This is a genomic window from Tatumella sp. UBA2305 (assembly GCF_002345795.1).
Taxonomy (GTDB): domain Bacteria; phylum Pseudomonadota; class Gammaproteobacteria; order Enterobacterales; family Enterobacteriaceae; genus Tatumella; species Tatumella morbirosei.
Genome location: NZ_DDVT01000025.1, coordinates 60,129 through 85,230 on the forward strand (window position 1 = coordinate 60,129; position 25,102 = coordinate 85,230).

The 25,102-nt window shown below is 50.5% G+C and carries 24 protein-coding genes; 14 read left to right on the forward strand and 10 right to left on the reverse strand.

Features of this window, described 5'->3' with window-relative positions; genetic code table 11:
* The first annotated feature begins 271 nt into the window (after positions 1-271).
* From B3Z23_RS17515 to araC, 4 genes are all read left to right on the forward strand, one after another.
* The gene (locus tag B3Z23_RS17515) at positions 272-1,255 is read left to right on the forward strand and encodes an arabinose ABC transporter substrate-binding protein (protein ID WP_294912504.1); all 984 of its coding nucleotides are present in this window, start codon (positions 272-274) and stop codon (positions 1,253-1,255) included.
* Positions 1,256-1,334: 79 nt separating this feature from the next.
* Positions 1,335-2,858, forward strand: a complete 1,524-nt coding sequence (gene araG, locus B3Z23_RS17520; RefSeq protein ID WP_294912506.1) for an L-arabinose ABC transporter ATP-binding protein AraG — start codon at positions 1,335-1,337, stop codon at positions 2,856-2,858.
* A 15-nt stretch (positions 2,859-2,873) separates the two neighbouring features.
* Positions 2,874-3,860, forward strand: a complete 987-nt coding sequence (gene araH / locus B3Z23_RS17525; protein ID WP_294912507.1) for an L-arabinose ABC transporter permease AraH — start codon at positions 2,874-2,876, stop codon at positions 3,858-3,860.
* A 67-nt stretch (positions 3,861-3,927) separates the two neighbouring features.
* Entirely contained in the window at positions 3,928-4,821 is an 894-nt protein-coding gene (araC, locus tag B3Z23_RS17530) for an arabinose operon transcriptional regulator AraC (protein ID WP_294912601.1), read from the forward strand.
* Positions 4,822-4,857: 36 nt separating this feature from the next.
* On the opposite strand, the gene copC is transcribed toward araC, so the two are convergent.
* The 8 genes from copC to frmR all read right to left on the reverse strand — a co-directional run bounded on the left by copC (position 4,858) and on the right by frmR (position 12,518).
* Positions 4,858-5,232: a copper homeostasis periplasmic binding protein CopC gene (gene copC / locus B3Z23_RS17535; RefSeq protein ID WP_294912509.1), complete on the reverse strand. Its 375-nt coding sequence runs from the start codon at positions 5,230-5,232 to the stop codon at positions 4,858-4,860.
* A gap of 302 nt (positions 5,233-5,534) precedes the next feature.
* Positions 5,535-5,966 (reverse strand): DUF2946 domain-containing protein, encoded by a 432-nt coding sequence (locus tag B3Z23_RS17540; RefSeq protein ID WP_294912510.1) that lies wholly within the window; start codon positions 5,964-5,966, stop codon positions 5,535-5,537.
* Positions 5,967-6,174: 208 nt separating this feature from the next.
* Entirely contained in the window at positions 6,175-7,464 is a 1,290-nt protein-coding gene (locus B3Z23_RS17545; protein ID WP_294912511.1) for a TonB-dependent receptor, read from the reverse strand.
* Positions 7,465-7,536: 72 nt separating this feature from the next.
* A complete protein-coding gene (locus tag B3Z23_RS17550; protein WP_294912512.1) occupies positions 7,537-8,919 on the reverse strand; it encodes an 8-oxoguanine deaminase in 1,383 nt (460 codons plus the stop codon).
* Positions 8,912-10,315 (reverse strand): uracil-xanthine permease family protein, encoded by a 1,404-nt coding sequence (locus B3Z23_RS17555; RefSeq protein WP_294912514.1) that lies wholly within the window; start codon positions 10,313-10,315, stop codon positions 8,912-8,914. Before B3Z23_RS17555 ends, B3Z23_RS17550 begins: the two co-directional genes overlap by 8 nt.
* A gap of 523 nt (positions 10,316-10,838) precedes the next feature.
* A complete protein-coding gene (locus tag B3Z23_RS17560) occupies positions 10,839-10,982 on the reverse strand; it encodes a cupin domain-containing protein (protein WP_294912516.1) in 144 nt (47 codons plus the stop codon).
* Between the two features lie 118 nt (positions 10,983-11,100).
* Positions 11,101-12,210, reverse strand: coding sequence for an S-(hydroxymethyl)glutathione dehydrogenase/class III alcohol dehydrogenase (locus B3Z23_RS17565; protein ID WP_294912518.1), 1,110 nt, complete (start codon positions 12,208-12,210; stop codon positions 11,101-11,103).
* Positions 12,211-12,242: 32 nt separating this feature from the next.
* Positions 12,243-12,518, reverse strand: a complete 276-nt coding sequence (gene frmR / locus B3Z23_RS17570; RefSeq protein WP_294912520.1) for a formaldehyde-responsive transcriptional repressor FrmR — start codon at positions 12,516-12,518, stop codon at positions 12,243-12,245.
* Positions 12,519-13,095: 577 nt separating this feature from the next.
* On the opposite strand from frmR, the gene B3Z23_RS17575 reads away from it, so the two are divergent.
* The 5 genes from B3Z23_RS17575 to B3Z23_RS17595 are packed head-to-tail and all read left to right on the forward strand — an operon-like array spanning position 13,096 to position 17,067.
* The gene (locus B3Z23_RS17575) at positions 13,096-14,085 is read left to right on the forward strand and encodes an LLM class flavin-dependent oxidoreductase (protein WP_294912522.1); all 990 of its coding nucleotides are present in this window, start codon (positions 13,096-13,098) and stop codon (positions 14,083-14,085) included.
* A 14-nt stretch (positions 14,086-14,099) separates the two neighbouring features.
* Complete coding sequence (locus tag B3Z23_RS17580) at positions 14,100-14,837, forward strand: amino acid ABC transporter ATP-binding protein (RefSeq protein ID WP_414716508.1); 738 nt, start codon at positions 14,100-14,102, stop codon at positions 14,835-14,837.
* Positions 14,794-15,513, forward strand: a complete 720-nt coding sequence (locus B3Z23_RS17585; protein WP_294912525.1) for an ABC transporter permease subunit — start codon at positions 14,794-14,796, stop codon at positions 15,511-15,513. The genes B3Z23_RS17580 and B3Z23_RS17585 overlap by 44 nt, the downstream gene beginning before the upstream one ends.
* A gap of 1 nt (position 15,514) precedes the next feature.
* Entirely contained in the window at positions 15,515-16,210 is a 696-nt protein-coding gene (locus B3Z23_RS17590) for an ABC transporter permease subunit (protein WP_294912527.1), read from the forward strand.
* 17 nt (positions 16,211-16,227) lie between these two features.
* Complete coding sequence (locus B3Z23_RS17595) at positions 16,228-17,067, forward strand: transporter substrate-binding domain-containing protein (protein WP_294912529.1); 840 nt, start codon at positions 16,228-16,230, stop codon at positions 17,065-17,067.
* Positions 17,068-17,114: 47 nt separating this feature from the next.
* On the opposite strand, the gene B3Z23_RS17600 is transcribed toward B3Z23_RS17595, so the two are convergent.
* Complete coding sequence (locus B3Z23_RS17600; RefSeq protein ID WP_294912531.1) at positions 17,115-17,381, reverse strand: hypothetical protein; 267 nt, start codon at positions 17,379-17,381, stop codon at positions 17,115-17,117.
* A 248-nt stretch (positions 17,382-17,629) separates the two neighbouring features.
* Complete coding sequence (locus B3Z23_RS17605; protein WP_294912533.1) at positions 17,630-18,808, reverse strand: aminotransferase class I/II-fold pyridoxal phosphate-dependent enzyme; 1,179 nt, start codon at positions 18,806-18,808, stop codon at positions 17,630-17,632.
* A gap of 239 nt (positions 18,809-19,047) precedes the next feature.
* On the opposite strand from B3Z23_RS17605, the gene B3Z23_RS17610 reads away from it, so the two are divergent.
* The 5 genes from B3Z23_RS17610 (at position 19,048) to B3Z23_RS17630 (ending at position 25,076) form a co-directional block, all read left to right on the forward strand.
* On the forward strand, positions 19,048-19,860 hold the full coding sequence (locus B3Z23_RS17610; RefSeq protein WP_294912535.1) for a MetQ/NlpA family ABC transporter substrate-binding protein: 813 nt from the start codon (positions 19,048-19,050) through the stop codon (positions 19,858-19,860).
* Between the two features lie 8 nt (positions 19,861-19,868).
* Complete coding sequence (locus B3Z23_RS17615) at positions 19,869-20,882, forward strand: methionine ABC transporter ATP-binding protein (protein WP_294912603.1); 1,014 nt, start codon at positions 19,869-19,871, stop codon at positions 20,880-20,882.
* Positions 20,875-21,543, forward strand: a complete 669-nt coding sequence (locus B3Z23_RS17620; RefSeq protein WP_294912537.1) for a methionine ABC transporter permease — start codon at positions 20,875-20,877, stop codon at positions 21,541-21,543. Before B3Z23_RS17615 ends, B3Z23_RS17620 begins: the two co-directional genes overlap by 8 nt.
* A gap of 37 nt (positions 21,544-21,580) precedes the next feature.
* Positions 21,581-23,917, forward strand: a complete 2,337-nt coding sequence (locus B3Z23_RS17625) for a molybdopterin-dependent oxidoreductase (RefSeq protein WP_294912539.1) — start codon at positions 21,581-21,583, stop codon at positions 23,915-23,917.
* Positions 23,918-24,059: 142 nt separating this feature from the next.
* The gene (locus B3Z23_RS17630; RefSeq protein ID WP_294912541.1) at positions 24,060-25,076 is read left to right on the forward strand and encodes an isopenicillin N synthase family dioxygenase; all 1,017 of its coding nucleotides are present in this window, start codon (positions 24,060-24,062) and stop codon (positions 25,074-25,076) included.
* Positions 25,077-25,102: the final 26 nt, after the last annotated feature.

The window sequence follows — 25,102 nt, forward strand, 5'->3', positions numbered from 1 at the left end:
TAACTTCTGTGAAATATGGCTTTATTCCCTTTTTTATCCGATAAATGACCGAAATTGTGATCGACCTCAAATGTTATATAAAGGTTAATTTAGCTGAATGTATGGATAAATTCACTGTCATTGAGTGATGTGATTTTGCTCTCCCTTTCCTGAAGTAAACAACGATACAACTAACCCTGATTTTACCGGGGGGAGTGACCATTCGGCCAGGCGTAACTGCTGAAGTCCATTGTTCTGCCACCCGACATCGTGACCATTGCCGGAGAGAATGATGCGTAAATATACCCAACTGTTAGCTGCGTTTGGCCTGGCTGCCCTGATGTCCCATTCAGCATTGGCAGATACCCTGAAACTTGGATTTCTGGTCAAGCAACCGGAAGAACCCTGGTTCCAGACCGAATGGGCGTTTGCCGATAAAGCCGGCAAAGATATGGGGTTTAATGTCATAAAGATTGCGGTTCCTGACGGAGAAAAGACGCTGAATGCCATTGACAGCCTGGCGGCCAGCGGTGCCAAAGGCTTTGTTATCTGTACCCCGGATCCTAAACTCGGGGCCGCGATTATTGCTAAAGCCCGCAGTTACGATATGAAAGTGATTGCGGTAGATGACCAGTTTGTGAATGCCAAAGGTCAGCCGATAACGGCTGTCCCGCTGGTGATGATGGCGGCCACCAAAATCGGTGAGCGTCAGGGCCAGGAACTCTATAAAGAGATGCAGAAACGTGGCTGGGATGTGAAAGACACTGCGGTGATGGCGATTACCGCGGATGAACTGGATACTGCCCGACGTCGTACTACCGGCGCTATGGACGCCCTGAAAGCCTCGGGTTTCCCTGCTGCACAGATTTATCAGATTCCCACCAAATCAAATGATATTCCGGGGGCGCTGGATGCCGGTAATTCGTTACTGGTTCAGCACCCACAGGTTAAGCACTGGCTGATTGTTGGTATGAATGACAACACCGTATTGGGGGGTGTCCGGGCGACTGAAGGCCAGGGATTTAAAGCCGCAGATGTGATTGGTATTGGCATTAACGGAGTCGATGCCGTCAGCGAACTTTCCAAAGCGAAAGCCACCGGTTTCTACGGTTCTTTACTGCCGAGCCCGGATATCCACGGCTATAAAAGCAGCCAGATGTTGTTTAACTGGGTGACAAAAGATGAGCAACCGCCTGCATTTACCGAAGTTACCGATGTGGTACTGATTACCCGTGACAACTTTAAGCAGGAACTGAAGAAAAAAGGGCTGATGTAAACCACAGCCACGCTCCGTCGTCAGCAGTGGCGGAGCGTCAAAATTGCCATGTTGTCATTGACTGTGAGCGGGAGCCGTTATGATCAGAACCACCGCGCCTCTGGCGTTTCAGGGGATAGGCAAAAGTTTCCCCGGAGTTAAAGCGTTGCAGGATATCTCCTTCAGTTGTGAGCAGGGGCAGATCCATGCATTGATGGGCGAAAATGGCGCCGGCAAATCGACGTTACTGAAAATCCTCAGCGGCAGTTATACCCCCACCGAAGGAACGTTAATTCTTCAGGGGAAACCGGTGGCATTCAGTAATACCACCGAGGCTTTACAGGCGGGTATTGCCATTATTTATCAGGAATTGCATCTCGTGCCGGAACTGACAGTTGCCGAGAATATTTTCCTGGGTCAATTACCCGGTCAGGGTGGATTGTTAAATAAAAAGCTGTTGCGACAAAAAGCCCAACAGCAACTCAGCGCTCTCGGGATGACTATCGACCCGGAAACTCCGCTTAAATACCTGTCACTCGGCCAGTGGCAGATGGTGGAGATAGCCAAAGCGCTGGCGCGTGATGCGCAGGTGATTGCCTTCGATGAACCGACCAGCTCGTTGTCTGCCCGCGAAACTGAGCACCTGTTTCGTGTGCTCCGTCAACTGCGGGCACAGGGCAAAGTGGTGCTTTATGTCTCGCACCGGATGGAAGAAATTTTTGCCTTAAGTGATGCGGTGACGGTATTTAAAGATGGTCGCTACGTCTGCACTTTCGATGATATGACCCGGCTTAGTCATCAACAACTGGTGCAGGCGATGGTGGGTCGCGAGATTGGTGATATCTATGGTTACCAGCCGCGCCCCCTCGGTGAAACCCGTCTGAGGCTGGATAAATTCCATACCACCGGGGTGAAACAACCGGTTTCACTGCAGGTCCGTGCCGGGGAAATTGTTGGATTATTCGGCCTGGTCGGTGCCGGGCGGACCGAATTACTCAAAGGATTGTTTGGTGCCAGCAAAATACTTTCCGGTGAGGTGTGGCTCGAAGGGGCAAAACTCCGTCTGTCGCAACCCATTGATGCTATTCGTTCCGGCATTCTGCTCTGCCCGGAAGACAGAAAAGCTGACGGTATCATTCCCGTTCACTCGGTCAATGAAAATATCAATATCAGCGCCAGGCGGGAACATTTGTCGGCTGGCTGGCTGGTGGATAACCACTGGGAACTGGAGAACGCCGGGCAGCATATTCGTGGTTTAAAAATCAAGACCCCGACCGGTGAACAACAAATCGCCCGGCTCTCTGGCGGGAATCAGCAGAAAGCCATCCTCGGCCGTTGGTTATCCGAAAGCCATATTAAAGTGATGCTACTGGATGAGCCTACCCGCGGTATCGACGTGGGCGCTAAACATGAAATTTATCAGCTGATCTATCAACTGGCCTCGCAGGGCGTCGCCGTGCTGTTTGCCTCCAGTGACCTGCCGGAGGTGTTAGGACTGGCGGATCGTATTCTCGTGATGCGGGAAGGTGCCATTGCCGGTGAACTTTCTCATGACCAGGCGAGCGAACCTCAGGCGTTGAGCCTGGCGATGCCGGTGACCTCCGGACAACCGGCTGTTGTCTGAAATCAGGAGTTAACTATGACTAATTCAACTTCAACCCCTTCTGCCACTGCACCGCTGGCAGTGTCTTCCGGGCAACGCCTGAACCGGCTATGGAACAATTTTGGCATGTTGGTGGTGTTTGCATTGCTGTTTGTTGTCTGCGCTATTTTTGTCCCGAACTTTGCCACATTCATTAATATGAAAGGCCTGGGACTGGCCATGTCGATGTCAGGTATGGTGGCTTGCGGGATGTTGTTTTGCCTGGCCTCCGGTGATTTTGATCTGTCTGTTGCTTCGGTGATTGCCTGTGCCGGGGTGGTGACCGCAGTGGTGATGAACCTGACTGAAAATATGTGGATTGGCGTGGGAGCCGGTTTATTGCTGGGTTGTCTGACCGGATTGGTCAATGGGTTTGTGATTGCGAGGCTTAAAATTAATGCCCTGATCACGACGCTGGCGACGATGCAGATTGTCCGCGGTCTGGCTTATATCATCTCAGACGGTAAAGCGGTGGGCATTGATGATGATTCGTTTTTTAGCCTGGGATATGCCAACTGGCTGGGGGTGCCGGCACCTATCTGGCTGACGATTTTGACGATGGTCGTCTTTGGATTCCTGCTGAATAAAACCATTTTTGGCAGAAATACGCTGGCGATTGGTGGCAATGAAGAAGCCGCCAGACTGGCCGGGGTACCCGTTGTCCGCACCCGGATTATTATTTTTATCCTTTCCGGGCTGGTATCAGCCGCTGCGGGAATCATTCTGGCATCCCGTATGACCAGCGGCCAGCCGATGACATCGCTGGGCTATGAGCTGGTAGTGATTTCTGCCTGTGTGTTAGGAGGCGTTTCGCTAAAAGGTGGGGTAGGCCGCATTTCTTATGTCGTTGCCGGGGTATTAATATTGGGCACCGTGGAAAATGCCATGAATCTGCTGAATATTTCACCGTTTTCACAGTATGTCGTACGGGGGGCTATTTTGCTCGCGGCAGTTATTTTTGACCGCTATAAACAAAAAAGCTAAGTCTGAAAGTACGTGATTCACCATGCGCCTGGTGAGTTTGCTTATTTAGTCCCGGGGAGAATTTATGATGTTTCATTCGTCATCCGGCAAATTACAGAAAGATCCGCTACTGCCTGGCTATCATTTTAATGCCTGGCTGGTTGCCGGGCTGACGCCCATCACCGCCGGGGGAGCATTGGATTTCTTTATTGACCGCCCGGAAGGGATGAAAGGGTATATTCTTAATCTCACCATCAGCGGAAAGGGACGAGTTTTTGAAGGCGAAGCCGGTTTTGACTGTGAACCCGGTGATATGTTGCTGTTTCAGCCGCAAATGGCTCATTACTATGGCCGGGCGCCGGACAGTGATAACTGGTTTCATCGTTGGGTCTATTTCCGACCCAGAGCCTTCTGGAGTAACTGGTTACAGTGGTCCACCCTGCAATCCGGCGTAGGAAGATTGCGGTTACCGGAGAGTTTGCAGGCTGAGTTCAGTCAGCTGTTTATTAATATTGAACAGGTGCACAATTCAGGAAGGCCCTTTGCCGAAGAAATGTCGATGAATCTGCTGGAAAATCTGTTGCTGAGGGCGGCAGAAGAAGATCCCAGACACCAGCAACAGGTTCGTGATGCCCGAATAGTGGAAGCCTGTCAGTTTATGACACTGCGTCTGGCCAGTGATCTGAAAATTGAGGATATTGCCCGGCATGTCTGTTTATCACCGTCACGGCTGGCTCATCTGTTCCGCGAACAACTGGGAGTCAACCTGCTGCGCTGGCGTGAAGATCAACGGATTATCCGTGCCCGGTTATTACTACAGTCGACCCTGGAACCGGTAGCCACGGTGGCCAGAGAAGTGGGATATGACGATCAGCTCTATTTTTCCAGGGTTTTTCGTAAACGGGTAGGGGTCAGCCCCAGTGATTTTCGTCGCCGCAGCCATGAAGATGAAGCCATGTTATCTGTCGAACCTCCCCGATGAGACTGCCGGTATCTACTGATACCGGCATCACAGGGCTTACTTCACAGTGAAAGTATAGCTGCCTTTGGTCTTATGCCCGTCGACAGACAGTGCATGCCAGTCAACCTGATATTTCCCATGACTCAGCGGCTGAGTCACCGGCACAATCAGGGTACTTTTCGCGGTATCTTCCACGCTGGCTTTACCGGTCGCTACCTGCTTGCCATCGGCCTGTGACAGAGTGATGCCGGTAAAGGCGGCTTCTAAATCCTCAGAAAAATGCAGTGTTAAATGGTCTGGTGAGACCGAAACTTCACTCTGTTGTGCCGGTTCGGCAGAGGTCAGATGAGCATGTGCCAGCGCCTGCTGACTGAGTAACGCACTGCCCAGTAAAGATAACGCTGCAACGATATTTTTGGCTGAAAAAGACATAATCATTCCTTGTGAGTCGCCGGTCATTGACTGACCTGCGTAAATCAAAAATATATTTTCGGGTGACGCGCCTGATGGCGATCGATAATTAATTCCCGAAGACTGAAAACCAGACCTGTGACCATAATGGCAATATTGAATGGTTATTCTGAAAATAGATAAATGTCTGATCCTGATGATGAGAAATAATCACGGAATTAACCGTCTTTTATTTAAGGCGTAATTATTCCTGCGCCAATGCACATATTATTTACCCACGGCAAAATAATCTGCCGTTCATCATCAGAAACAGAACATAAAATTCAGCAGCGGAGGGGAGGACCCCTGGGTTGAAGATCGCCGGTGAATAAACGAACCGGCAGGGCGTAATGTCGCCTGGCAGGTGGGGCCCGACGCAACAGTAAACTGAACCAGCACAGGAAGACCATCATTGCCAGCAGTACCGGCATATGCAGCAGCATCACGCAGTATCCACAGGCAATATCATCCATTCCCGACATCGGGTCAACGGCCGGAGCACTGTGGGGGGCGGCGTGTTTCTCCATGGCTATGTGCGCGGTCACAGACATGCCCGGCATTGCCATCTCAGAAGAAGCAGAGATACTGGCGGTTGGTGTGGCGGAGGAGTTTTGTAATGAACGGGATATTTCCGGGGCAATAAACAACATCAGTATGGCCAGAATAGCAATAACTGCAGGAAGTTTAGTGTGCGATAACCGGATAAGAAATGACAAATGACAATTCCATTGGGTCCCCGTGAATAATAGCGCTAGTGTAATCTTTTTTTTGTCCGGTTGTTAAGTCCGTTGTTATTTTATTTAAAATTAATTTCGCCATTGCTTTTCCGGAGGGCGGCTAAGGGTAATGACAGACGGGAGAGAAAACAGGTATTTTTGGCGGGGTCAGGAAAAACAGCGGGTGCAGGCACCCGCCGTAAATACATCAGAAATCGTATTGCAGAGTGACGCGGTTCTGCCAGAAATCCTTCTTGTACAGTGGAGAAGTCTGCACCCCGAGGAAGTCATTCAGGCTCAGTCCTTTCAGCACGCCGTCAAAGTTCCAGACACCGTAGACCAGATATTCTGACTGACGCAGGCTGCCGGAAGCGGCCGGTGGGGTCAGATCCATCCAGGTGTAACGGGTACCGACGGTCAGATTCTGGTTGTAGTTATAGTTCAGGCTGGTCGACCAGGCGTTGCCATTCCCCAGATCCTGGGTACTGGTGAAGAACGGTTGTGCAAAGTAAGGGCCTGATGAGGCATTATGTGCGTACGGGGTGACCAGCGCGTACTGATAGCTGTTGGCATTATTCGACAGGTAATCATAACCCAGCTTCCAGTTCAGTTGTGGCGTCAGGTTCAGGGATAACTGCCAGCCAATACTCTGGCTGTTCACCGGGCCTGCCAGATCTTTGCCGTTACCGGTGCCCCGAATATATTGCACCCCGAAATCCGGGGTCATGGCGACGTTATTCCAGCTGGCGTGACCTTCGGTATAGAAAATATTGGTGTAGTCGCGATAGCTTTCGTACCAGGCGACGCCGTTCAGATGAGTGCTGCCGGCATCCAGGTGATGACCGGCGCCCAGCGACCACATACCTGCCGTTTTATCGGTCGTGTTATAGGCGGTGTAACGGCCCTGAGTATCGGAGCCCCAGGGTTTGTAGCGGAAAACTTTAGTCGCGCGCAGGAAGTCTTCGCCCTGACCATATTCCATATCCACAGCCTGATAAATGATCGGGGTGATACGCCAGTCATAGTTGCCCAGGAAAGGTAAATCCAGCTGCTGGTTACCGCCGGTTATGCGGAAATCATCCCCTTTCCACTGTAACCAGGCTTCACCGATATTGGTCTGGTTTTCTCCCAGTTCGCTAACGGTCTGGTCCGCACTGCCGTGATCAATACCACGGACAAACAGACCACTGACACCCATGTTAAAACCGTCATAAGGCGCGGTTTCATATTTCAGGAAACCCCCGTAGCTGACGGTATCCTGGTTATAGTGAGAGACAAAATAGGCATTATGTGTGGAATAGTAGAGAGAACGGATACTGCCACTGACCTTGCCTTTGGTGAAAATTTCACTGAAATCGTTGGCCGTTTGCGGATTGCTATCATCGGCGACGGCCTGTGCCATCATCGGTAACAGACAGGCGGCCAGTAATCCGCCACCTATCACTTTTTGCCAGCCGGCACGGCGCAGTGTATTGCTATCATTAGTTATTTTTTTCATCAGTCGTTCCCGTTTATTTGCCACATTACTTTTATGCGGGAGCAGTCAATGCCGCTCCGCTGTATTATAGTGTTATGCCATGATCAGTTGCTTTGCCGCCTGACGGTGACGGGCAATCAATGCATCGGTATCCAGTCCGACAATCCTGCCGTCGGTGACCCGCCATGTACCGCCAATCATCACCCGGTCAGCCTGTTCCGCACCGCACAGCAGTAAAGCTGCCAGTGGGTCATGACTGCCGCTAAACCGCAAATCATCCAGCCGGTACAGGGCAATATCTGCCTGTTTACCGACCGACAACTGTCCGATATCGCTGCGCCCCAGGGCTTTCGCTCCCCCGAGGGTAGCCCAGCGCAGGATCAGTTCCGGGGTGATGTCTCTGGCCCCGTAGCGTAAACGCTGCAGATACAGCGTCTGCCGGGCTTCGTACATCATGTTGGAGGCATCGTTAGAAGCAGAACCATCAACGCCCAGGCTTATCACCGCACCGGCCTGTTCCAGTTCCAGCGTTCTGCAGATACCGGAGGCGAGGCGCATATTAGAGACCGGACAATGGCATATCGCGCAGCCGGCAGCTCCCAGACGTTCAATTTCCTGTTGATTGAAGTGAATACCGTGAGCAAGCCAGGTCCGGTGACTTAACCAGCCCACCGAATCCAGATAATCAACGGTACGCAAACCGAAGCGTTTCAGACAAAACTCTTCTTCATCCAGTGTTTCGGCCAGATGGGTATGTAAACGGACGTCCAGAGCTTCAGCCATTTCTGCGCTGGCGCGCATGATATCAGTGGTGACCGAAAAAGGAGAGCATGGCGCTAAGGCAATTTGAATCTGTGCGCCGTCACCACGCTGATGATAACGTTTAATCAGGCGTTCACTGTCCGCCAGAATATCTTCCGCAGTCTGAACCGTATGCTCCGGAGGCAGGCCACCGGAGGCCTGTCCGAGGCTCATCGAACCCCGGGTCAGCATGGCCCGCATTCCCATACGGCTGACCACTTCAGCTTCAATATCGATGGCATCTTCCATTCCCTGAGGGAACAGATAATGGTGGTCGCTGGTGGTGGTACAACCCGAGAGTAACAACTCTGCCATCGCCACTTCGGTCGCCAGAGCCAGTGCCTCTGGCGTCAGTTTTGCCCAGACCGGATATAACTGTTGCAGCCAGGGAAACAGCGGCTCACTGACCACCGGTCCCCAGGCCCGGGTCAGGGTCTGATAAAAATGATGGTGAGTATTTACTAACCCGGGAAGCACCACGTGTTCACGGGCATCAAACACTTCATCACAGGGTTGCGACGGCTGCTGTCCAGCGGCCAGCACTTCACTGATAGTATTTCCGGTGATCACCAGGCCACCGCTGGCCTGTTGGTCGCTGGCAGTAAAGCAGGCCAGTGGCTGTTTAATCCAAATCCTGCGCCCGGAGGTGCCGGAAACCGGGTGCTGTTCAGACATGCGTTTCTCCTGAAATTGAACTGCTGCTTTCATTTTGAATGTGAGTATTTACTTCGGGTTTATGCTTTGAGCGTGGAAGTACCAGGTTCAGCAGAATCGCAAGGATACCGCCGCTGGTGACCGCGCTTTGTAGCAGGGTGCGGATAAAGGCAGGCAGCTCTTTGATCACATCCGGCTGGGCCTCAATTCCCAGACCGACACCAAAAGAGATGGCAATAATCAGCATGCCGCGGTTATCAATGGTCTCGCGGGTCATAATCCGAATCCCTGCGGCGACGACGTTGCCAAACATTACCAGTGTGGCACCGCCAAGTACCGGAGGTGGCAACTGCTCCAGCACATGGCTGAACATCGGGAACAAGCCGAGAAGCACAAAGATGCCGCCAATCCAGAAGCCCGCATAACGGCTGGCAACCTGCGTCATCTGAATCACGCCGTTGTTCTGGGCAAATGTGGTATTCGGGAAGGAGGAAAAAGCGGCGGCCAGGATACAACTGACACCGTCACCCAGGATCCCGCCCTTGATACGTTTTTCAAATTCAGGGCCTTCAACCGGTTGTTTCGACAGCATACAGTTGGCTGTCAGGTCGCCTACGGCTTCAATTATCGAAATCAGTGAGACCAGGGCGATCGGAATAAACACACTCAGGTTAAACGCCACACCGAAACGGAACGGGACCGGCACGGTCAGTAACTGCCCGCCGGAGGAAAACTGCGGATGGAAAGAACCGGTCAGCCAGGCGGCCACACTACCCACGACAATCCCGGTCACAATTCCGGACAGTCTGAGCCAGGGGGAACGGCTGCAGTTCATCAGCACAATCACAATCAGAGTCAGCGCACCCAGCCCCAGGTTACGCGGAGAACCGAAATCTGCTGCACCGAAACCGCCGCCCCAGTCACTGATGCTGACTTTAATCAGACTGATACCGATCAGCACAATCACGCTGCCGGTCACCAGCGGAGTCAGCAGTCGTGAAAAGGTATGGATAAAGCGGCTGACGATCAGCGGGATAATCGCTGCCACCAGGTTGCAACCGAAGATCATGGCCAGAATCTGCTCCGGAGTTCCGCCCTGGCCTTTGATCATCATCCCGCCGGAAATAATCACTCCCAGAAATGCAAAGCTGGTGCCCTGCAGACAAATCATCCCCGCCCCGATGGAAAAGAAACGTCCGGCCTGCAGGATGGTCCCCAGACCGGAGGCAAATAATGACATGCTAATCAGATAGGGCATGTAGGCATTCAGCCCCAGCGTGGAACCAATGATCAATGGCGGGGTGATAATACCGACGATACTGGCCAGCATGTGCTGAATAGCGGTAAAAATCGCGGGGACGGTCGGTATCTTCTCATTCAGGCCATATAACAGCCCGGTTTCATGGGTTTTATTCATCGGGTTCGCTCCGGGGGAGAAACTAAAGTTTCCTATCCAAAGCAATAATCAGGCCATCCCGGGCCCACTGTGGTGCTGATATCTACCCGTGCTGGCTAAGCTACGACGAATTAAGGAAAATTTTTTACAAACAACCTTTATGAAACAACAGACTCATAATTCCCTGATTTGTCGTTTTTTGGTTCAGGGTGTTTTGTGGGGGCACTAATATGATGCTTTTGCACCGTGATTTAGCGTAAGGGGATGACGATAAAACCGCAGACGACAGACCGGTAAGCGAGTTGCCCGGTACGTAATCTGTTTATAGTTATAGAAATAATGATTTTTATCTGCGTCCTGATAACAGAATAGTGGCGTTTACGCTTACGTGGAGATGAAACTACAGGCTGCATACCTGCAGTAAAATGATCTGAATGTTTCAGGTGCGCAGCCATTCTGCTACCTGAAAGCCTCCGGCTGTGGCGAGCTGAAGACCAGACAAACCGGCCATTACCCGATGTCAGAAGGTGACGGGGGTATTAACCTACAGTACCTGTGCCTCTTCATCTCCGTGGTTGTGATAGCTGTGAGGAATAGGGCTGGGAAAATGGAATGAATCGCCGGCAGACAGCGAATAGCTTTTGTCACCCAGAATCAGTTCAATACTCCCTGTTAGTACATAGCCCATCTCTCACCCTGATATTCAATCAACAAGGGAGTGGATCAGCAGAGTGCAGAGAGACAGGAGAGTCAGCAGGAAAACGCGGGTAATCCAGAAATCCCCCTCCGCAGAGGGGGGAACCACATCAGAAATTAATCACCGTACGGATGGATTTGCCTTCGTGCATCAGATCAAAGGCATCGTTAATTTTATCCAGAGTCATGGTATGAGTGACAAACGGAGCCAGCTCAATTTTACCGTTCATTGAATCTTCTACCATGCCCGGCAGTTGCGAACGGCCTTTGACGCCCCCAAATGCAGTCCCTTTCCAGACACGTCCGGTTACCAGCTGGAACGGACGGGTTGAAATTTCCTGACCCGCACCGGCGACACCGATAATCACCGATTGCCCCCAGCCACGGTGCGCGCTTTCCAGCGCGGCGCGCATAACATTGACATTACCGATACATTCAAAGGTATGGTCAACACCCCATTTAGTCATTTCGACAATCACCTGCTGAATCGGCTTATCGTAGTCATTGGGATTGATAAAGTCGGTGGCACCAAACTGTTTGGCCAGTGCAAATTTTTCCGGGTTGGTATCAATGGCAAAAATACGGCCAGCTTTGGCCTGACGGGCCCCCTGAACGGCAGCCAGACCAATTCCGCCAAGGCCGAAAATCGCCACGGAATCGCCTTCCTGAACTTTAGCCGTGTTATGCACCGCTCCGATACCGGTGGTGACGCCGCAACCCAGCAGGCAGACATGTTCATGGTTGGCTTCAGGGTTAATTTTTGCCAGTGACACTTCAGCCACTACGGTGTATTCACTGAATGTTGAACAGCCCATATAGTGGTACAGCGGCTGACCATTGTAAGAAAAACGTGAGGTTCCGTCTGGCATCACTCCTTTCCCCTGGGTTTCACGCACGGCAACACAGAGGTTAGTTTTACCTGACTTACAGAAATCGCATTCACCACATTCAGCGGTATACAACGGAATAACATGGTCGCCGACGCTGACACTGGTCACACCTTCTCCCAGTTCAACGACCACACCGGCGCCTTCGTGTCCCAGAACGACCGGGAACAATCCTTCCGGATCACTGCCGGACAGAGTAAACGCATCGGTATGGCAGACACCACTGTGGGTAATTTTGATCAGCACTTCCCCTTTTTTAGGCGGAGCAACATCAATTTCAACAATTTCCAGCGGTTTTCCGGGGCCGAAAGCGACCGCAGCACGTGATTTCATAATGGGTATCCTTAATTCATGGTAAAGGGTCGCTATTTCAGATAAGCGCGAACCAGATCGATAGTATCGTTTACCGAGGTATTGAGTTGCCGGCTGTCTGTATCAGAACCGTCAAACGTTTCTCTGATATGACTCTCCAGCACTTCGGCCATCAGGCCATTGACAGCGCCGCGCACCGCAGCAATCTGTTGCAGTATGGCCCGGCATTCTGCACCTTCATCCAGCGCACGTTCCAGAGCATCAATTTGCCCCCGGATACGTCTGACACGGGTCAGAGTCTTCTTTTTTGCTTCAGGAGTTGACGGCATAGGTCATTTTCTCAGTCGGGTGACTCAGTCAATATACTATATGGGAGTATAGTATGTTAAGTCCTGATATCATCGTTTTTTGTGATGACCCTGAATCTCAGGTTACTCAAAATCCCGGGGAAGGCTCTGGTACCGCGCCAGGAATGGATCCCCAGGGTGGTGATAATGCGCGCGCGGACGCTTCGGGAAATACCTGGTGTCACTGGTTGTCATGTCGGACGATTTTGTTGCTAATCAGGAAGAAATGAAGCTGCGATAAACACCACCAAACGAAGCTTTTTCCTTTTTGTTAGTTGGATCAATTTTTATATCTGAAGAACTAGTGTTTAATTGATGGATAATTTTTATTATGAATTAACAATTTCATTTAAATAATTAAACAATTAATACATATCTGATCCCGATGTAAATAAAGAATATCGGAGTAAATAAATCAGCAATAATTAAATATTTTTCTAAAGATAAAAAAAGCATATCGATAGATAAATTGGTTGTATAACGGCGGATTGCGGCTAACTTTTAATGCTGATATTTTTAAAAAAGGAAAATTAATAATGAATTAAATTATGGTTTGGTTATGTCTTTAGTCAGCAAAAAAAAACAGTTAGGTTTTCTCACCCGTCTGCTGGATGATACTTCCGCACAGCAACGCTACCAGATTGCATTAGATCAAATTATTCTCGCGGAAAAGTTGGGATACGATAATGCCTGGATAGCACAACACCATTTTGATCGTGAAGAGGGTGGCTTACCTTCCCCCTTTGTCCTGCTGTCAGCGGCCGGTCAGGTCACCAATAACATCACTCTCGGTACCGCAGTGATTACCCTGTCATTTGAAAACCCGTTGCGGGTGATTGAAGACGCCACCGTTCTGAATTTACTGCATAACCAGCGGCTCGAACTGGGGTTGGGTAGCGGAGCAACGGATGCCACGTTTAAAGGGTTCGGCTTGCAGGCCGCGAATCGTCGAAAAATCTTTGGCGATAACTTTACACGGTTTCAGGAGATATTGCGTAACAAACAGCAACTCTATCCGGCACCAGACAATTTACAGCCGAAAACCTGGCTGGCGACGTTTTCTGAGCAGGGGGCGGCGCAGGCAGGGGCCGCTGGGTTCGGCCTGATGCTATCCCGCACCCAGCCACGGGCCGTTGGAGGAGAGACCTCGTTACTGGCTATTCAGCACCGGATTATTGACAGTTACCTGGCTGCATTGCCGGCAGGAACGGAACCCCGAATTATGGTATCCCGCACTGTCCTGGTGGTCGATGAGCACAGCGAGGGCCAGCAATGGCTGGATGGATTTATCAAAAGGTTCGATGAGAAATATGCCGATCCGGCCAGTCAGGATTACTGTGCTCTGAATGAATTTGCCACCATCAAAGATGCTTATTATGGCACCCCGCAGCAGGTCGGGCGCTTGCTGGCGGAAGACAGTGTGCTGGAGCGTGCGACCCATATCGCCTTCCAGTCGCATACTATTGAACCTGATTACCGGTTGAGCAATCGTTCACTGGAACTGTTGATTGATGTGGTGGCTAAAGATCTTGGCTGGAGAGACGAATAATGTCGCAGAAAACAATTTTTTCTGCCCGTAACCTCTCGAAAAAAATAGGTCATGCAGAGATTCTCAGCCAGGTCTCGCTGGAAGCAACGCGGGGCGAAATTATTACCCTGATTGGTCCGAGTGGTTCCGGGAAAACAACCCTGCTGAGAACCCTGAATTTATTATCTCCCGCTGACAGCGGTACACTGGATATTTCAGGAACGGCTATTGATTTTGGTCGTTATAACAAAAAACAGGAAAGTGATATCAGAAAGAAAACCGGTATGGTTTTTCAAAACTATAATCTTTTTAATAATCTGACAGCTTTGCAAAACGTGACTGAAGGCATTATCTACGGTAAGAAAATAGCGGCGGCTGAGGCAAAAGATATCGCGGTTAAGTATTTAACCGAAGTCGGGCTGGCGGATAAAGCCGGCGAATATCCGCGTAATTTATCCGGGGGTCAGAAGCAGAGGGTAGGCATTGCCAGGGCGCTGGCTTTGCAACCGGAGATTTTGCTACTTGATGAACCCACATCGGCACTTGACCCTGAAAATATTGGTGGCGTTTTACAGCTTATCCGCAAAATTGCAGCTGCGGGGCAGACCATGATTATCTCTACCCATGAATTCTCCTTTGCCGAAAAAATCTCCGGCAAGGTGGTGTTTATGGAGGGTGGGAAAATTATTGAATCTGACACGCCACAAGTGATCTTCCATGCGGCGAATAATGAACGCACCCGCAATTTTGTCGATAAAGTCACACATTACTAATATGAACAGCTTCAGCGACGTTTTTATCAAGTTATTGTCCGGGATGGGGACCACGCTTGAAATCATCCTGTTTTCAGTGCTGACAGGTGCGGTTCTCGGACTGGTATTGCTGGCACTGAGATCCAGTGGTACGGCGGGATGTTGGCTATATGGCCTGTATACCGGAGTGATGAGAGCCTCACCTATTCCCATCGTGATTCTGTTATTTTATTTTGGCGGTAAATTCCTGTTGCAGAAAGCCGGAGCCGATGTCACGGCTATCCGGGACATCTGGTATGCCATCGGGGCAATTGCAGCGATTGCCGGAGCTTATTTTGCCGAAATAATCCGCTCGGGAATTCAGTCAGTTGACAGCGGGCAGGCCGAAGCCATTGCTGCCAGTAATATTCCGCCACTGGCGGGGTTCCTCAGAATCATTTTACCGCAGGCTTGTGTGATCTCAGTGGGAAGCTTTGCCAACCTTTTGATCACCATTGTAAAAATGACTTCAGTCGTGAATCTGGTGGGGATTAATGATGTATTCGGTCTGGCGAAGAGAATTTCGAATGCCAGTTATGGAATGCTGCAAATTCAGTCTTTTATAAGCACGTTACTGATTTACTGGTTGCTTAGTATGATCATTTCTGGTGTGCTTAAAATTCTGGAAAATAAATACCAGATTATTACGGGTAAATAGCATGGATAAGACATTTTTATTCACCTCCACGCCATTTATCCTCAGCGGATTAGGCGAAACGCTGCAAATCATTCTGTTGTCATTGTTATTTTCGCTGATTGCCGGCGGAGTGGTCTGTCTGATTAGCCTGAAGGTAAAACACCGTGCCTTACAGCAGCTGATTTTCCTTTATCTGTCACTGACCCGTTCCATACCGGTCATTGTTCTGATGTACATGATGTTTTACACCCTGCCTTACCTGTTGGTGGCGGTATTTAATTGGGTGGGTATTCACGGAATATCGGCCTGGAAACTGAAACTGCCTCAGAATGTTGCCGCTATTGCTTCACTGGTATTTGTTTATTCAGGTTATTTTTCAGAATTCTTTCGCTCTGCCTGGTACTCAGTGGATAGCGGACAATCGGAAGCCGCCAGGACCGTTAATCTGCCACCGTTCAGCAGTTTCCGGCGAATTATTTTTCCGCAGATGATGGCCGCCAACAGTCCGGCATTCTGTAACGTGGTGATGGATCTGATTAAAGACTCGGCATTAGCTTCCACGATCGGGGTCATTGATGTGGTGGCTAAATCAAATATTGTCTCAGCCCGGACATTTAATTATGTCGAGTCTTACCTGATTGTTTATATCGTCTTTGTCGGCCTGGGATTGTTATTTTCGAAAGTTATCGATCTTATTATTAAAAAAACACTAGTGTAATATTAAAAGGAATACTCATGTCATTTAAAAAATCACTGGCAGGTGCCCTGATAGTTTCCGGGCTGGCATTATCATCGTTTGCATCTCTGGCTCAGGCAGCTGTGCAACAGGTCAATGTCGCGCTGGACAGCAATAACTATCCATTCTCTTATGTGGATGAGAACGGAGCCATTTCCGGCTATGATGGCGAGCTGCTAAAAATTATTCAGAAGAAATTGCCGGAATATAAATTTAGCTACAGCACGGTGTCTCAGGATGCAATTCTGACCGGACTGAAAACCGGGGCTTACGATCTTTCAGCAAACCATTTTTATCTGAATAAAGATCGTGCGAAAAGCTTTGATTATTCGCATCAGCCTACAGGGATCAGCGATTTAAGGCTGATCGTCAGAAAAGACGATAACAGTATTAACTCTCTGGACGATATTGCCACTAAGCATAAAAAACTGAACCCAATTAATGTCAATGATGCCCGTTATACAGTGATTGAACAGTACAACAAGTCACATGCGGCCACCCCGATTACGCTAACACCTTCCGGAGAAGAGTCGGCCCTGGATATGTTCCGTTCGGTAGATTCGGGGGAATATGATGCTGCTATTTATCCTATCGGCGGGTATCTGTCACTGATCAAGAAAGTGCCGTTGAATATCAAAGCATCTGCCAGCGTTGGATTGTTCCCGACGGTGGTGCTGTACAAGAAAGGGGAAGACCCGGCTCTGATCAGCAAGATTGATAATATCCTCACCTCGCTGAAACAAGACGGTACGCTGGCAAAACTGTCTGAGAAGTGGTATCAGGAGAATGTTTATACTTTACCGGGTGCGGATAAAGTCGTCGTGAAAAACGATCTTTAAGTTGCGATAAAGATGTCAGGGCACCGCTGGTGCCCTGATAACCACAATTAACTTTCCTGTTCGCTGTGGTTTACCGAAATTTCCAGATCCTGAATAACGGATTCTGTCTCATCCAGCAATCTCCCTTGCTGATTCAGTAAGGTATTAATCCGCTCTGCCAGTTCTTTATCTTCATATTCACCGGTATCAAAAGCCAGCCAGTGTGCTGATAAAGTTTCGGTATTGGTCTGTGCATAATGGCGTATTTCTTTTAGCTGTGAAATAACATCACGAAGAAAATCAACTTTAGTTTTTGTGTTTTCTGAATCACTCATTATTCACCTCGGTTAATGTGATTTTTCACTATTAAGCCTGGCATAAGTTATATATATCTCCTTAAGAAAATTCTAATAATTATATTTATTGTTTTCCGGGAGGGTTATTTAACGGTAACTGGCTGACGATAAAAGAGTATTTTTTTATAGTGTTACGGGTTGAATTTGAAAATAATTCAGCGATAAAAATTAAGGCATGGCAGGATAATCAGGCTGAATGGCCAATTAACCGGCCATTCAGCACAGGGTCAATGGAATAGTTTTAACGCTGCCATTCTCTTCAGTGCCTCATCGAGTATGCTGTCATCGGTGGTAAGGCTCAGTCGGATAAAGCCTTCTCCGGCCGGGCCAAATGCCTGGCCTGGTGCCACCAGAACCTGAGCTTCGCGCAGTAAATATTCGGCAAATTGCTGGCTCTGGTAGCCTGCCGGAACCGGCAACCACAGAAAGAACGTTCCCTGGTCAGGGGCGACCGGCCAGTGCATGGCATCCAGACTACGGATGACCAGTTCACGGCGGCGATGGTAGGTTTCTGCGAACTGGCTGACGGCCTCCGGGGGCAGTGACAGTGCAGTGATGGCTGCATCCTGTATCGCTCCGAATACCGTGCTGTAACTCTGCGTGTGCAGTTTTTTAAAGGCACTAATTACCGAGGCATTTCCGACCGCAAATCCCAGCCGCCAGCCTGCCATCAGGAAGGTTTTCGACATGGTATAAATTTCCACGCCCCATTCTGCGCCCTCAGGACGAGACATCAGGCTCAGTGGAGCAGGGTGAGGTTGGCTGCCCACTGAGGCATAGGCGAAATCATGCAACAATGGAATATTCTGCTGTCGCACAAAGTCCAGAGCCTCATCAAATAACTGTTCAGTGGCAGTCGCTCCGGTCGGATTATGCGGGTAATTCAGCATCAGCAAACCGGCATGCTGTTGGACCTCTGAGGGTACCTGGCTAAAGTCCGGCAGAAACTGCCGTTCAGCCTGCAACGGAATACCATAAAATCGGGCCTGAGCCTGCGCGGCGGCAGAACGATAGATGGGGTAGCAGGGATCGGTAGATATCAGGTACTCGTCAGGACTCAGAATAGCGCGGGGAATTCCTGAAACGCCGATATGTGCTCCCTGAAATATCGCAATTTCGTTTTCCGGGTCCGGATGATAGCCGTAGCTGGCCTCGCAATAGCGGGCAATGGCCTGGCGTAACTCTGCTTTTCCCCAGAAAGAGGGATAATCATGATTATCTGGCCGGGCGGCGGCCAGCTGCAGGGCTGCGACCACCGCCGGCGGTGTCGGCTGTCGTGGGCTGCCGGATGACAGGTCTATGACGGGTCGCTGCGAAGCATCGGTTTGTGCTGCCATTTTTTCCAGCACACTAAAGATATTGTCTTCTAACTGGCTTATCAGCGGTGACGAGCGAAATACCGGCATAGTTTTCTCATTTTCAGTTCAAACAGACAAACTATCTCACAGCTTACTGCTGCCCGGCAGTAATATCCGCTGAGCGCACAAGCAATAATTAAGATAAAGATAGCGATAAAAGGTAATAACAAATTAACGCTAAACCTTAGCAAATAAAAGCCATAAGCAGAGTCTGGTACTGTCCGAAAGTTTCGGGTAGATATGTGATTTATCAATAGTTACCGGAATTTTTGGGAGATCTTTTTCTTATGCATCGTTCACTGACGAACAGGCTTATTGTTTCTTTGCTGGCCTCTTCGGCCCTTTTCTCTGTGGCTCACGCAGATACAAAGCTTATCAGGGTAGGATTTAACCCCGGGCCTTATAAAGATGAGTTCCGTGAAGGCGTGGCGCCTTATTTAATTAAGAAAGGCTATAAGATTGAATATCTGGATTTCAGCGACGGAATTCAGGTGAATGATGCTGTTGCCCGGGGGAAAATCGAAGCTAATATTATGCAGCATCCGGTGTATCTGAAATCAGTCAATGACCGGCTGGGCATTGATAATGTCGGGATTGTCCAGGTACCCACGCCCCCTATGGGATTGTATGCCGGGAAGCTGAAGACCCTGAACACTCCGGCGCCAGGCACGGTGATTTCGGTGCCTAACCAGGCACCGAATGAGTATCGTGCCGCGCTGGTACTGCAAAGTTTAGGCTGGCTGAAGATAAGCCCGGACAGTGACCCTGCGACTTTCTCGCAGCGTAATATCAGTGAAAATCCCTACAAACTGGTGCTGAAAGAGATGGATAATGCTCAGCAGGTACGGGCATTACCGGATGTCGATTACGGGTTAATTCAGGGGAATTTTGCGGTTTCCAGTGGGATTAAACTGGCATCGGCGCTGAAACTCGAAACCCCGGTCAGCCAGTTTATTAACGTGGTGACGGTTGTCGGAAAAAATAAACAGGCACCGTTCGCCAAAGATATTGTCGCCGGATATCATTCTGCCGAATTTAAATCCTATATTCTTTCTCACCATCAGTATGATGGCTATTTGTTGCCTGACTATTTCAAATGAATTCTCCAATCATTACTTTTAACGCCGTCAGTAAAGTCTTTTCCCGTAAAGGCGAAAGTGTGACTGCATTAGATAATATTGATCTGACCATTCAGCGCGGTGAGATTTTCGGGGTTATTGGTGCCAGCGGGGCAGGCAAAAGTACCCTGTTGCGGCTGATTAATAGCCTGGAAACTGCCGACCGTGGTGAAGTTCTGATTAATGGTGTGTCGTTGCAGGGCCTTTCGGGGCGGGAGCGTAGCCAGGCTAAAAAAGATATCGGTATGATTTTTCAGCACTTTAATCTGCTGAACTCGCGGACGGTATTTCATAATGTGGCTATTCCGCTGATTCTGCAAAGGCGCAGTAAACAGGAGATTCGTGAGCGGGTCAGTGAATTACTGGCATTTGTGAATCTCAGTGACAAGGCACAGAGTTATCCGGATGAACTGTCCGGAGGGCAAAAACAGCGGGTGGGTATTGCCAGAGCTCTGGCTACCAACCCGTCGGTGCTGTTGTGTGACGAAGCGACCTCGGCACTCGACCCGCATACCACGGTTCAGATTTTACTGTTATTACAGGAAATTAACCGCCGCTATGGGATCACGATTGTGCTGATCACTCATGAAATGTCGGTGGTACAAAAAATTTGCCATAAAGTCGCCGTGATGTCCAAAGGGCGAATCGTCGAGCAGGGAAAAGTGCTCGATCTGTTCAGCCAGCCACAGCAGGCGGTGACCGCCGGGCTGGTGGAGACGGTTATTCATGACCGGCTGCCGGAACAGACGCTGGCGGCTATTCGTGAGCAGCCAGGGGGAAGGGCGCTGCGGCTGGAGTTTGTCGGGCAGACGGCACAGCAACCGATTATTAATCAGCTGATCCGTGACTATCCGGTCCAGGTGAATATCCTGTTTGCCAGTATGTCGGAGGTGAGTCAGACCATCCTTGGTTTTATGATTCTGCGGATCAGTGGTCAGGCGGCTGATATTGATTCTGCGGTCGGGTATTTAGTCAATGCAGGGGTGAAAATCAGCGATGTTTGATTTCTTTAATACCGCCGTCACCGGCGATCAATTCCTGGGGGCAGCACAGGATACGTTGCTGATGGTCAGTATTTCTTTGGGGTTTGGTGCGCTGGCGGGAATTCCGCTGGGGATCATTCTGGTGATTTGCCGGCCTGGCGGGATACTGCCCAACAATCTGGTGCATCAGTTACTGAATCCCGTTATCAATATTCTGCGCTCACTGCCGTTTATCATTCTGTTAATTACCATCCTGCCTCTGACCCGCTGGTTGGTAGGCACGACGATTGGGACGGCAGGAGCGATTGTCCCGTTGGTGGTGTTTATCGCCCCCTATATTGCCAGGTTAATTGAGAGCTCTTTGCTGGAGGTGAATGACGGAATACTGGAGTCTGCCGATGCGATGGGCGCCAGTACATTCCAGACCATCTGGCACTTTATGTTACCGGAAGCGGCCGCTTCTTTGGTTCTGGCGCTCACCACGGCGACTATCGGTTTACTTGGGGCCACGGCTATGGCCGGTACCGTTGGCGGAGGGGGGATTGGCGATCTGGCGATTACTTACGGTTATCAGCGCTTTGATGTGTTTGCTACTGTTTCTACGGCGCTGGTACTGATTGTGGTGGTACAGCTGTTACAGACGGTAGGTACCCGGCTGGCACGCCGGATTCGCCGTGATTAAGCGCCTTAACGGTATTGACTGAAATTGCGGGAGCGCGATGAGCCGTCCGAAAAATGCCAGACATTCACTGATTGTGACGCACTGGGGAACCTATCAGGCACAGGTAGAGCAAGGTCGCCTGACTGCGGTTATCCCGTTTGCGGCCGACCGCCAGCCATCACCGATTGGTTATTCGTTGCCGGATAGTGTTCAGGGAAACAGCAGGGTACGACGCCCGGCAGTTCGCCTTGGTTTTTTACAGGGCAATAATAATCCGCAACAGCGTGGCCGGGAACCCTTTGTTGAAGTGAGCTGGGAAGAAGCACTCAGTCTGACCGCCGGTGAATTGCAACGGGTGGCGACAACCCACGGTCATCAGGCGATTTACGGGGGGTCTTACGGCTGGGCCAGCGCCGGCCGTTTTCATCATGCTCAGAGTCAGCTCCACCGTTTTTTCAACTGTTTCGGCGGCTACACCGGCAGTACCAACACCTACAGCATCGCCGCCGGCGAGCGTGTGCTGCCCCACATTCTGGGTGATCTGGACGAACTTCAGCGTCAGCATACTCACTGGCCGGTACTGGCCGAACATTGCCAGTTATTTGTGGCTATTGGCGGACTACCTTCGCGAAACTCTCAGGTAAACGGCGGTGGTGCCAATGATCATGCGCTGGACCACTGGCTGCAAACCCTGCAGAACAATGGTTGCCGGTTTATCAATGTCAGTCCGGTTCGTCATGATCTCACCAGTGGCATTTCCTCTGACTGGCTGGCGATAAAACCGGGGACCGATACCGCATTACTTCTGGCTATCTGCCAGGTTCTGAGCGAAGAGCAGTTAGTTAACGAAGATTTTATTCGGCGCTGCACAGTGGGTTTTGACCGCTTTAATGACTACCTGCAAGGCGTGACTGACGGTCAGATAAAAAATCCGCAATGGGCTGCAGAGATAACAGGGCTGGAAGCTGAGACCATTCGCTCACTGGCCCGTCTGATGGCGGCACGGCGAACGATGGTCAATATGGCCTGGTCTGTACAGCGAGCCAGGCAGGGAGAGCAGGCATTCTGGGCACTGGTTGCCGTGACCTCACTATTAGGGCAAATCGGAACCCCGGGCGGAGGGATCGGTTTTGGCTACGCGTCGACCAATCTGTCGGGGGCGCACCGACGTCGTTTTTCCGGGCCGAGGATGCCGGCCGGTATCAATCCGGTGAAGGCGCGGATTCCGGTTGCACGAATTACCGATATGTTGCTGGCCCCGGGAAAACCGTTTCAGTTTGATGGTCAGACCCTGATCTATCCGGATATCCGTCTTATTTACTGGGCCGGGGGAAACGCCTTTCATCATCAGCAGGATCTTAACCGGTTGATTCGTGGCTGGCGTCGGCCAGAGACGGTGATTGTTCATGAGCAATACTGGACTGCACAGGCAAAATTTGCCGATATTGTTCTGCCAGCGACCACCTCGCTGGAACGGGAAGATATTGGCAGCGCTTCTAATGATGGTTTTATGATAGCCATGCATCCACAGTTGTCGCCACACGCCGAAGCCCGGGATGATTATACTATTTTTAGCCAGCTTGCCGACAAACTGGGATTTAAGGAGCGTTTTACCGAAGGCCGCAATGAACAGCAGTGGCTTGAATACCTGTATCAGCAGTCGCGGCCACGGGCTGCTGCGGAGGGCATTGAATTACCCTGTTACGCCGAATTTCAGCAAGACGGTGTTATCGAATATCCGCGGCCGGTGAAGCCACAGATCTTACTGCAAGACTTCCGTGAAGATCCGCAGGCTGCGCCACTGTCCACCCCGTCGGGGAAAATTGAATTATTCTCCGCGACCGTAGCCGGGTTTGGCTATCCGGAGGCTCCGGGCTATGCCTGCTGGTACGTCCCCGAACAGGCCGCCCGGCAACAGGATCAGCGGCAATGGCCGTTGCATTTACTCTCCAGCCAGCCCCGGACACGGTTACACAGCCAGTATGATCAAGGGTCAGTCAGCCGCAAGACCAAGATTCAGGGCCGTGAACCTCTCTGGATGCATCCCCGGGATGCCGCAACGCGGGGGATCGCTGACCAGTCAGTGGTCAGGGTATTCAATCAACGCGGTTCCCTGCTGGCCGGGGTGCAGTTAAGTGAAGATATATTGCCAGGAGTGATCCAAATGTCGACCGGCGCCTGGTATGATCCGTTGGATCCTCTGGCAGAAGGATCGCTGGATAAGCACGGTAATCCGAATATATTAACGCCGGATACCGGCAGCTCACGACTCGGTCAGGGTTGCAGTGCCCAGACCTGTTTTGTTGAGGTTGAAATATACACCGGACCATTGCCGGAAATAACGGCCTGGCAGCCCCCTGAGTTTATTATTCACGGTACAGAGGCTGGAAAATAAAGCGTTTTTTCTGTGTATCTGGCTGATAAACCAATGAATCGCGATATTCATTTTTTTGCTTAAGCACAGAACTTTATGTTGGTAGTGAATAATAAACTGCAATGGCATGATGAAATTATTCATCAGTCAGGAGCAGATTTTCATGGCAGCAGATAATATAGCGTTACCGGTGATAGATTTCTCCGAATTACAGGGTAGCCCGCAACAACGTGCGGCACTGCTGGAAAAACTGGGGAAAGCCGCCCGCGATATCGGTTTCTTTTATCTGACCGGCCATGGTATTTCTTCTGAATTACTCTCCCATGTTCAGCATATATCAAGGCGTTTCTTTGCGTTGCCGGAAGCCGATAAGCTGAGCGTCAGAATGGCAAACTCACCGCATTTTCGTGGCTATAACCGCGCAGGGGTGGAAATTACCCGCAGCCAGCCGGACTACCGCGAACAGTTTGATATTGGTGCAGAACGACCAGCGATAAATGACCCACAGGCCCCCGTCTGGCAGCGAATGCAGGGGCCCAACCAGTGGCCGGAAACTCTGCCGGAACTGCGCATTGTGCTGACCCGCTGGCAACAGGAGATGACCTCAGTGGCACTGGAGTTATTACGTGCCTTTGCTGAATCGCTGTCTCTGCCTCGTCATGCGTTTGACAGCCTGTATGGTGAATATCCTAACGAACATATCAAGGTCATCCGTTACCCCGGGCGTAGCGACGACCAGTCGCGTCAGGGCGTGGGTGCGCACAAGGATTCAGGGTTCTTAACCCTGTTGTTGCAGGACGAGCAGGGAGGATTACAGGTCGAAGTTTCGCCAGATGTTTGGGTGGATGCGGTACCGGTGCCAGATGCTTTTGTGGTGAATATCGGCGAGTTACTGGAACTGGCGACTAATGGCTATTTACGGGCGACTATCCATCGGGTTATTTCGCCGCAGGCCGGGCATGAACGGTTGTCTGTGGCTTTCTTTCTCGGTGCGCAGCTCGATGCCACAGTGCCATTATACCAGTTACCGGATCATCTGGCGAAATTAGCCAACGGACCGGCCAGTGATCCGTTAAATCCATTGCTGCGTGATGTGGGCTGGAATTATTTAAAAGGCCGCCTGCGTTCCCATCCGCAGGTTGCCGAACGTTTTTACCACGAGTATCTCAATAATAAATAACAATTCATTCGGAAAATAAGGAACAG

What these genes read in the sequence shown, in the direction of transcription:
- B3Z23_RS17515 (WP_294912504.1), top strand. Translation starts at nt 272, where the DNA reads ATGCGTAAATATACCCAACTGTTAGCTGCGTTTGGCCTGGCTGCCCTG.
- araG (WP_294912506.1), top strand. Translation starts at nt 1,335, where the DNA reads ATGATCAGAACCACCGCGCCTCTGGCGTTTCAGGGGATAGGCAAAAGT.
- araH (WP_294912507.1), top strand. Translation starts at nt 2,874, where the DNA reads ATGACTAATTCAACTTCAACCCCTTCTGCCACTGCACCGCTGGCAGTG.
- araC (WP_294912601.1), top strand. Translation starts at nt 3,928, where the DNA reads ATGTTTCATTCGTCATCCGGCAAATTACAGAAAGATCCGCTACTGCCT.
- copC (WP_294912509.1), bottom strand. Translation starts at nt 5,232, where the DNA reads ATGTCTTTTTCAGCCAAAAATATCGTTGCAGCGTTATCTTTACTGGGC.
- B3Z23_RS17545 (WP_294912511.1), bottom strand. Translation starts at nt 7,464, where the DNA reads ATGAAAAAAATAACTAATGATAGCAATACACTGCGCCGTGCCGGCTGG.
- B3Z23_RS17550 (WP_294912512.1), bottom strand. Translation starts at nt 8,919, where the DNA reads ATGTCTGAACAGCACCCGGTTTCCGGCACCTCCGGGCGCAGGATTTGG.
- B3Z23_RS17555 (WP_294912514.1), bottom strand. Translation starts at nt 10,315, where the DNA reads ATGAATAAAACCCATGAAACCGGGCTGTTATATGGCCTGAATGAGAAG.
- B3Z23_RS17560 (WP_294912516.1), bottom strand. Translation starts at nt 10,982, where the DNA reads ATGGGCTATGTACTAACAGGGAGTATTGAACTGATTCTGGGTGACAAA.
- B3Z23_RS17565 (WP_294912518.1), bottom strand. Translation starts at nt 12,210, where the DNA reads ATGAAATCACGTGCTGCGGTCGCTTTCGGCCCCGGAAAACCGCTGGAA.
- frmR (WP_294912520.1), bottom strand. Translation starts at nt 12,518, where the DNA reads ATGCCGTCAACTCCTGAAGCAAAAAAGAAGACTCTGACCCGTGTCAGA.
- B3Z23_RS17575 (WP_294912522.1), top strand. Translation starts at nt 13,096, where the DNA reads ATGTCTTTAGTCAGCAAAAAAAAACAGTTAGGTTTTCTCACCCGTCTG.
- B3Z23_RS17585 (WP_294912525.1), top strand. Translation starts at nt 14,794, where the DNA reads ATGAACGCACCCGCAATTTTGTCGATAAAGTCACACATTACTAATATG.
- B3Z23_RS17590 (WP_294912527.1), top strand. Translation starts at nt 15,515, where the DNA reads ATGGATAAGACATTTTTATTCACCTCCACGCCATTTATCCTCAGCGGA.
- B3Z23_RS17595 (WP_294912529.1), top strand. Translation starts at nt 16,228, where the DNA reads ATGTCATTTAAAAAATCACTGGCAGGTGCCCTGATAGTTTCCGGGCTG.
- B3Z23_RS17600 (WP_294912531.1), bottom strand. Translation starts at nt 17,381, where the DNA reads ATGAGTGATTCAGAAAACACAAAAACTAAAGTTGATTTTCTTCGTGAT.
- B3Z23_RS17605 (WP_294912533.1), bottom strand. Translation starts at nt 18,808, where the DNA reads ATGCCGGTATTTCGCTCGTCACCGCTGATAAGCCAGTTAGAAGACAAT.
- B3Z23_RS17610 (WP_294912535.1), top strand. Translation starts at nt 19,048, where the DNA reads ATGCATCGTTCACTGACGAACAGGCTTATTGTTTCTTTGCTGGCCTCT.
- B3Z23_RS17620 (WP_294912537.1), top strand. Translation starts at nt 20,875, where the DNA reads ATGTTTGATTTCTTTAATACCGCCGTCACCGGCGATCAATTCCTGGGG.
- B3Z23_RS17625 (WP_294912539.1), top strand. Translation starts at nt 21,581, where the DNA reads ATGAGCCGTCCGAAAAATGCCAGACATTCACTGATTGTGACGCACTGG.
- B3Z23_RS17630 (WP_294912541.1), top strand. Translation starts at nt 24,060, where the DNA reads ATGGCAGCAGATAATATAGCGTTACCGGTGATAGATTTCTCCGAATTA.